We start from the raw sequence: 7,114 nt of genomic DNA, 5'->3' as shown, positions 1-7,114 counted from the left end.
GCAAAGAAGGCCACTTAATGTGGCCTTCGTCTTGCGCAGGACTGTAGAGCAGGAAACCTTATATCCGGCCCCTCCGTCCGGGGACCGCGCCGTACCAGCTACAGCGTCATGTTTGGATCGGCGTCGACGTCGAACGGCGAGATTTCTCCTCGGTCGAATTTACGGCGGGCAACCTCTGCGATCATGGCGGCGTTGTCGGTGCACGCCGAAAGCGGTGGCACCGTTACGCGGATCCCCTGACGCCCGAGCTTCTTGATCATCATCTCGCGCAGATGCGGATTAGCCGAGACACCACCGCCGATGCAGTATTCCTTGCATCCGGTGGCATGCAGGGCGTTTTTGGCCTTCTTGTACTGAACGTCAAAGACGGCTGCCTCAAACGAGGCCGCTAGGTCGGGCAGGTGAATCGTGCGCCCGGCCTTGGTCTCCTGCTCGATGTAGAGCGTCACCGCCGTCTTGAGGCCCGAAAGCGAGAAGCGATAGTCCCCCCTGCTGTTAAGCGCACGGGGGAAATCGATCGCCTTGGGGTTGCCCGTCTCGGCAAGCTTGGAGATGATAGGGCCTCCGGGATAGCCAAGACCCAGTGCCTTTGCCACCTTGTCGAAGGCTTCGCCCACGGCGTCGTCGAGCGTCTCGCCAAGCACTTCATAGTCGCCCCATGCCTTTACGTGCACGAGCATGGTGTGCCCGCCCGAAACGAGCGTAAAGATAAACGGGGGCTTGAGGTCGGGCTGCGCCAACAGGTTGGCAAACAGGTGGCCCTCCAGATGATTGACGCACACCAGCGGTTTGCCGGCAGCATACGCAAAGCCCTTGGCGAAGGCGACGCCCACTACCAGAGCACCCACCAGGCCCGGACCCTGCGTCACGCCAACAGCGGCGAGTTCGCTCGGCGCGATGGCTCCACCCTCAAGACCAAGCGATGCTGCGGCATCCTCGAGCGCCGCATCCACGACACTCACAATCACCTCAACGTGTTTGCGCGAGGCGATCTCGGGCACCACGCCGCCAAAACGGGCATGGAAATCGATCTGCGTCGACACCTGGTTGGCCAGCATATTGCCATCCGCATCGATAATCGCCACCGCCGTCTCGTCGCAGGAACTCTCGATGGCAAGCACTAGGCGGCGGCGCTCAATTTCGGCACGCTCCCCCTCGGAGCGCCTAGGCGCAGGCAGCGGCCATACGCGCTGCTCTGCCGCCGTCGGCTCGGGCGAGGCATTGTCGACCGGAAGCACCAGGGGCAGCGGAGCCGTCATGACGATGGCATCCTTGCCGGCACCATAATAGCCGCGGCGCCATCCTGCCTCGGTAAAGCCCAGAGCGTTATAAAGCGCGATCGCTCCCTTGTTGTCGTCCTCGACCTCGAGCGAAGCCGTGGTGCAGCCGAGCATCTGGGCATCATAGCTCACATGCGACAGCAGCTTGCGGGCAATGCCCTCACGGCGATGTGCCGGGTCGACGGCGACATCCAGAATCTGCACATCACCGTCCACGACCATACCGCCGGCAAGGCCCAGCAGCTTGCCGTCGTCGTGTGCCACCCACCAACTACGCGGCGCAGCGACGTCCTCGCCCAGTTCGGACAGGAACATGCCCGGCGTCCACGCCTCGTGTCCGGCACCTTCAAAGCAGGCAGCCTCTAGCGCGCTCGCGCCCTCGGCATCCGCCGCGCCCATAGGACGGAACTGCAGATGACGACCGGCGAGCTCATCGGCAACGCCCGTAATTTCGCTCTGTGCACTCTCAGCAAGACCAAGACGCTTGCGCTCGTTTTCCTCGGCATCCGAAAGGCGCGTGTAAATCGGCAGGACGCGAGCCGGGTCGCCGTCACCCGCAGCGTGCGCGAGCAGCAAGCCCTCGCCCGAAGGCCACCACAGGTCGCGCTCCACGCAGCGGGCGGTCTCGTCCTCACCCAGCAGCTTGCCATAGCGCACGAGACCGTCACCGGTCAGCTGAACCTGGTCCCAGTCCGCTGCTCGGCGCCACTCATCGAGCGCCACGGCGGCCTTGACCACGTGTTCGCGCTCAAATTGACGCTCGGGGCCCTCATCGACCAGCATATACAGCGCCGGATATACCTCACCGCGCATAGCATCGGCCAAGATACCAAGCTTGCCGCGCACGCCAGCCTTCCACGCCGTCCAAGCGCAAGCGTCGAGCGTCGACACGCCCAGCAGCGGAGCATTGGCACCGCGCGCGAGGCCCTTGGCAGTGGAGATGCCGATGCGCACACCCGTAAACGACCCCGGGCCGCGGCCGACCACGTAGCAACCAACATCGCTGCGATCCAGACCGGCTTGAGCCAGCATGCCATCAACGGTATTCACGAGCTCAACGTTGGCGTGACGGCGACACATGTGGTCGCCACTCACGAGCTTCGTCTCGCCCGTCTGCCCATCAATCCAGCTTGCCGCGCAGGCAAGCATGTCGGTCGAGGTATCGAGCGCCACCACCAGCGCGTTGTCGTTATGCAAGCTCATCTTGTACAGCCTTATCAATCAAATGGGAAAGCTCCATTGCGCGGTCACCGTGCGCCTCGAGCGTTATCGTTCGCACATCACTGTCGCCCTCATCACGCTTGAGCGTCACCGAAAGATACTCATCCGTCAGCTCGTCTTGGAATTGTTCGCCCCATTCCAGCAGGCAAGCACCCTCATAGCCCAGCACATCGAAAATGCCCGTATCCTCGAGCTCGTAGGCATGCTCCAGGCGGTATAGATCAAAGTGAAACAGCGGAATACGACCTTGATCGTGGACGGCCATGAGCGCAAACGTAGGGCTCGTAACCATATGCCCATCGCCCAGCCCGCGCGAGACGCCCTTGGTAAAGTGAGTTTTGCCCACTCCCAGGCCACCGGTCAGGATGAGCACATCGCCGTCCTCAAGGCACGGTGCAATTAGCTCGCCAAAGTACTCCGTATCGGCAGCGCAAGTCGTTTTGTAAGTACCTACCCCCAGGCGCTCCAGGGACATATATGCTCCTTATTATTCCGAGGCGTCCTCTGGTGCGGGATGTCGCTCCAGATAGTCGCCCAGCATCTTAAAGTCTTCCTCCAGTAGCTCCTGCCACGCCGGATTGCGTAGCGCTGCTGCCGGATGGAACGTGGGCATTACTACAAAATGCCCCATCTGGTGGAACCTGCCGCGCAGCTTAGTAATGCCAATCTCGGTCTTAAGCACAAAGTGCGTCGCGGGGTTGCCGAGCGTCACAATAATATCGGGCCAGATGCTTCGAATCTGCTCACGCAAAAACGGCGAGCAAGCCAGCACTTCCTCGGGACGCGGATTGCGGTTTCCCGGCGGGCGGCACTTAAGCACGTTGGCAATGTAGACGTCTTCGCGTTTGAGCCCCGCCAGCGACAAAATGCCGTTGAGGTCCTCGCCTGCCGCCCCCACAAAGGGCTCGCCCTGCAAATCCTCATTGCGGCCCGGCGCCTCGCCAATAAACATCACGCGAGCGTGGGGGTTTCCCACGCCAAACACGATGTTATGGCGCGACTGGTAAAGCTGGCAAAGGTGACAATCGCCCAGAACGGCCTCGATCTCCTCGAGTGCGACCTCACGCGGCGCCTGATGGCTATGGCCGGGGATGTGCATGACGCCCATAGCGACTCCTACACGTAGACTTTGTCGAGACGCATACCAAAGCCGCAAGCGACCTCGTAGTTAATCGTGCCGCGTAGGCGCGCCATCTCGTCCATGGTAATCTCGGCATCTCCATCGCGGCCGACAATGATCATCTCGTCACCATACTCGGCCTCGGGAATCTCATGCGCCGGGTTGGACTGAATGGCGACCATAAACTGGTCCATGCAGATATTGCCCACCTGACGCACACGCTCGCCGCGATACAGCACGTCCATACGATTGGAAAGCGTACGCGAAAGGCCATCGGCATAACCGATCGGAAGGGTGCAGATCTGAACGCGCGTGCGCGGTACGCGGTAGGTAAAGCCGTAGCCCACGCCCTCGCCCATCGCAGGATGCGCCACGCGCGTCACACGCGCGTGGACGCTCATGACGGGATCAAGCTGCATCACGCGACCACTCAGCTCACATGGCTGCAGACCATACAAACCGATGCCGGCACGAATCATGTCAAAGTGCATTGAAGAATCGAGCATCGAGGACGGCGTATTGGCACAATGCACGATACCGCATTCAAAACCTGCGTCCTTAATGGCCTGAACGGCCTCGGTAAAACGCTGGCACTGCAGCTTGTAGTCCCAACCCGAAGGTTCATCGGCCGTGGCGAAGTGCGTAAATACGCCGTCGCACTGAATACCGCGATGGAAATTAATACCGCGGACAAAGTCGAGCACCTGCGTGTAATGTACGCCAATGCGGTTCATGCCCGTCTCGATGGCGAGATGATACTTGCCCACCTTGCCCGCCGCGACGGCACATTCGCCATACGCAAGAGCAAAGTCAGACGTATAGACCGAGGGCATGATATCAAACTCGAGCAACGTCGGAATAGCCTCGATAGGCGGCTCGCTTAGAATCAGGATGGGCTTAGTAATCCCGCCCTGACGGAGCCCAACGCCCTCGTTGACCGTCGCCACGGCAAACATGTCGGCACCGGCCGAATACATGATCTTGGCACACTCAACAGCTCCATGACCATAAGCATCGGCCTTGACCACGCAGCACAGGCGCTGACGCGGATTCAATAAGTTCTTATAGGCTCTCGTGTTGCGACGGAGCGCCCCGCGGTCGATCTCGACCCAGGACCAGCGCGTCAAATCGGCTTTATTCATGATTAGTCATCCGACCCTTCGTCCATGATTCCCAGATCTTCGAGCGCATCCTTTGCCGCCAGCTCCATGGCAGGACCGATCAAGTCGATAAGATCGGTCGCGATAACGCTCTTCTCACCATACTCCGTCGCCGCAGCAAAACCGGCGTAGCTGTGAAGTGCGACGGCGTACGAGTACAGCAGCTCCCAGCGATCCATATCGTCACGCATAGTTGCCAGCGTGCCGGCAAGGATGCCAGCGAGAACATCGCCGGAACCGGCAGTCGCCAACGATGCCGGGCCCGACAGCGGCAGGAGCACGCGCTCAACACCGCAAATAGCCGTCGTTGGCCCCTTGGCGATGACGACAAGGTTATCGGAGCCCGCAGCCCAGACAACCTTCTGTGCGGCAGCGATTGCCGTCCCCAAATCGTTGACCTCGTCACCGGCAACCAAACGTGAAAGCTCACGATAGTGCGGCGTCATGACCAGCGGTTGCTCACGGCGATACATCTCGGGATTACTGTCGATACCGTCAATCGCAATCTTAGAGAGACAGTTGAGCGCATCGGCGTCCAGGATAAGCGGAACGTCGAGCTCAAGTAGGCCAGAAACCACCTGCATAGCGCCGGCGGATGTCGTCATGCCCGGTCCGCACAAAACGCAGCTGTACTTCTTAGCAATCTCGCATACCGTCATGCGCGCTGCGGCGCCAAAGGAGCCACGGGAATCGGAGGGAATGGCGAAGACTGGAATAGACGGAAGCGCCATGCGAATGAGATTAGCGCAGGCATCGGGCGTTGCGACGGCGACATATCCAGCACCGGCACGTGCCGCGGACTTAGCGGCCATAATAGCGGCACCGGGATACTGTGCCGAACCAGCAACGATGAGCACCGAGCCACGAGAATACTTATCGATATTGCTCGGCAGCGGTGCAAAATAGTCAACAAGGTCACCGGGCTCAACGATCTCGGCAGCATGATCCACGTCGTCGATCACCTCGTCAAGGCGATCGTACAGACCCCCGCATACCAAGTCGCCGGCATACTCGGGGCCATCGGCGCTATACAAACCAATCTTAGGAGCAATCATCGTCACGGTGCGCTCGGCGCGAATGCAATCATCATCGACCACGCCCGTCTCGGCGTTGAGGCCCGAGGGAACATCGATAGAGACAACGCGGTCGGCGTTTTCGTTTACAGTAGGAATCCAAATGGAGAACGGCGCACGCAGATTCCCGTGGAAACCGGTACCAAAAATGGCATCGACAACAACATCGGCCTTATCGATCAAAACCTCGAGTTCATCACGCGAGGGGCCGACGCAAACGTGCACATCGCGGCCGGCAGTACGACGAGCAACATGACGTGCCAGAGCAGCAGGAATCTCATCCGGTTCAACCGGAGAAACGATATCCACGTCCACACCCTTATGGCTCAGGATATCGGCGGCAACCCAACCGTCGCCGCCATTATTACCAAAACCGACCAAAACGAGAACCCGATCGGGATTGAGCTTCAAGACCTCGTTAGCGGCAAACTCACCCGCTAGCTCCATAAGCTCGGCCTTCGAAGTCCCTTCGCGTTCGATGATATCCTCGAGACGAACGACTTCTTCGGTACTCAAAACCGGTTTCATCTATGCTCCTAGCGTATCTTGCGAAGCATCGCCCAGGTGCTCCGTCAATGCTGAATTCTGCAGCTGCTCGAGCTCATCTAATACAGAGCGAGCCTCTTTAAATGTCTGCGCAACGCGTTTCTTGGTGCTCACCTTTTCATCTTTTGGCTTAGGCCGAGCATCTTCGGTAATCGCGATGGCATTCGCAACGGCCAAGTCTCCCGTAAGCGTAATGGAAAGAGCGACCTCAACAACGCCCAGTTCTTGAGCGATCTCGAGAGCACGGCCCGAAAGCAGCGCCTTCGGTTTGCCGAGTTTATCACGCGTTACCGAAACATCCTTGCGACCCACGCCTTGACTAAAACCCGTGCCGAGAGCTTTAAGCACCGCCTCGCGCGAAGCAAAGCGGCTCGCATAGTGAGCAGCGGGACGCGATGATGCATCGCAATACGCACGCTCTTCTTCGGTAAACACACGCCGAGCAAACGACGGCGTCTTTTCAAGAATTGATTTCATGCGGGAAATCTCGACGATATCAACGCCGATACCAGCTTCAGCCATGTTCACCTCCATATCGCACAGACTAAGTTATTGTAGCCCGTTCGCAGAAGATGCGACAAACGAGGGTTACAAAACACAGCTACTATGTGAGACAAATTGCCCGAGATACAAAAAAGGGGGAGGCCGCGAGGCCTCCCCCTTCTTCAAGTCATCCGACGGCTCGGTGCCGTCCACCGGTCAGCGGCGCCCTGG

Annotated in this window: 6 protein-coding genes; all 6 read right to left on the bottom strand. The window is 59.4% G+C overall.

From position 1 onward, the window contains the following. Positions 1 to 98: 98 nt before the first annotated feature. The 6 genes from tsaD to acpS are packed head-to-tail and all read right to left on the bottom strand — an operon-like array spanning position 99 to position 6,922. Positions 99 to 2,483: a tRNA (adenosine(37)-N6)-threonylcarbamoyltransferase complex transferase subunit TsaD gene (gene tsaD, locus DWV32_RS09730; RefSeq protein ID WP_117758011.1), complete on the bottom strand. Its 2,385-nt coding sequence runs from the start codon at positions 2,481 to 2,483 to the stop codon at positions 99 to 101. Then, positions 2,470 to 2,976 (bottom strand): tRNA (adenosine(37)-N6)-threonylcarbamoyltransferase complex ATPase subunit type 1 TsaE, encoded by a 507-nt coding sequence (tsaE, locus tag DWV32_RS09725; protein WP_006235849.1) that lies wholly within the window; start codon positions 2,974 to 2,976, stop codon positions 2,470 to 2,472. Before tsaE ends, tsaD begins: the two co-directional genes overlap by 14 nt. 12 nt (positions 2,977 to 2,988) lie before the next feature. Further along, positions 2,989 to 3,609 (bottom strand): uracil-DNA glycosylase, encoded by a 621-nt coding sequence (locus tag DWV32_RS09720; RefSeq protein ID WP_089573671.1) that lies wholly within the window; start codon positions 3,607 to 3,609, stop codon positions 2,989 to 2,991. 8 nt (positions 3,610 to 3,617) lie between these two features. Beyond that, positions 3,618 to 4,763, bottom strand: a complete 1,146-nt coding sequence (alr, locus tag DWV32_RS09715) for an alanine racemase (RefSeq protein ID WP_117758010.1) — start codon at positions 4,761 to 4,763, stop codon at positions 3,618 to 3,620. A gap of 2 nt (positions 4,764 to 4,765) precedes the next feature. Next, on the bottom strand, positions 4,766 to 6,382 hold the full coding sequence (locus DWV32_RS09710; protein ID WP_117758009.1) for an NAD(P)H-hydrate dehydratase: 1,617 nt from the start codon (positions 6,380 to 6,382) through the stop codon (positions 4,766 to 4,768). After that, positions 6,383 to 6,922: a holo-ACP synthase gene (acpS, locus tag DWV32_RS09705; RefSeq protein WP_117655164.1), complete on the bottom strand. Its 540-nt coding sequence runs from the start codon at positions 6,920 to 6,922 to the stop codon at positions 6,383 to 6,385. Between the last annotated feature and the right edge of the window lie 192 nt (positions 6,923 to 7,114).

Source organism: Collinsella sp. AF04-24 (genome assembly GCF_003465685.1).
Lineage (GTDB): Bacteria > Actinomycetota > Coriobacteriia > Coriobacteriales > Coriobacteriaceae > Collinsella > Collinsella aerofaciens_AP.
The sequence above is the reverse complement of the archived record's forward strand: the minus strand, read 5'-3'. Positions and strand labels throughout refer to the sequence as shown.

Excerpts from the sequence above, each read along its gene's own strand:
- alr (WP_117758010.1), bottom strand. The coding sequence starts at position 4,763 with ATGAATAAAGCCGATTTGACGCGCTGGTCCTGGGTCGAGATCGACCGC.
- DWV32_RS09710 (WP_117758009.1), bottom strand. The coding sequence starts at position 6,382 with ATGAAACCGGTTTTGAGTACCGAAGAAGTCGTTCGTCTCGAGGATATC.
- acpS (WP_117655164.1), bottom strand. The coding sequence starts at position 6,922 with ATGGCTGAAGCTGGTATCGGCGTTGATATCGTCGAGATTTCCCGCATG.
- DWV32_RS09720 (WP_089573671.1), bottom strand. The coding sequence starts at position 3,609 with ATGGGCGTCATGCACATCCCCGGCCATAGCCATCAGGCGCCGCGTGAG.
- tsaD (WP_117758011.1), bottom strand. The coding sequence starts at position 2,483 with ATGAGCTTGCATAACGACAACGCGCTGGTGGTGGCGCTCGATACCTCG.
- tsaE (WP_006235849.1), bottom strand. The coding sequence starts at position 2,976 with ATGTCCCTGGAGCGCCTGGGGGTAGGTACTTACAAAACGACTTGCGCT.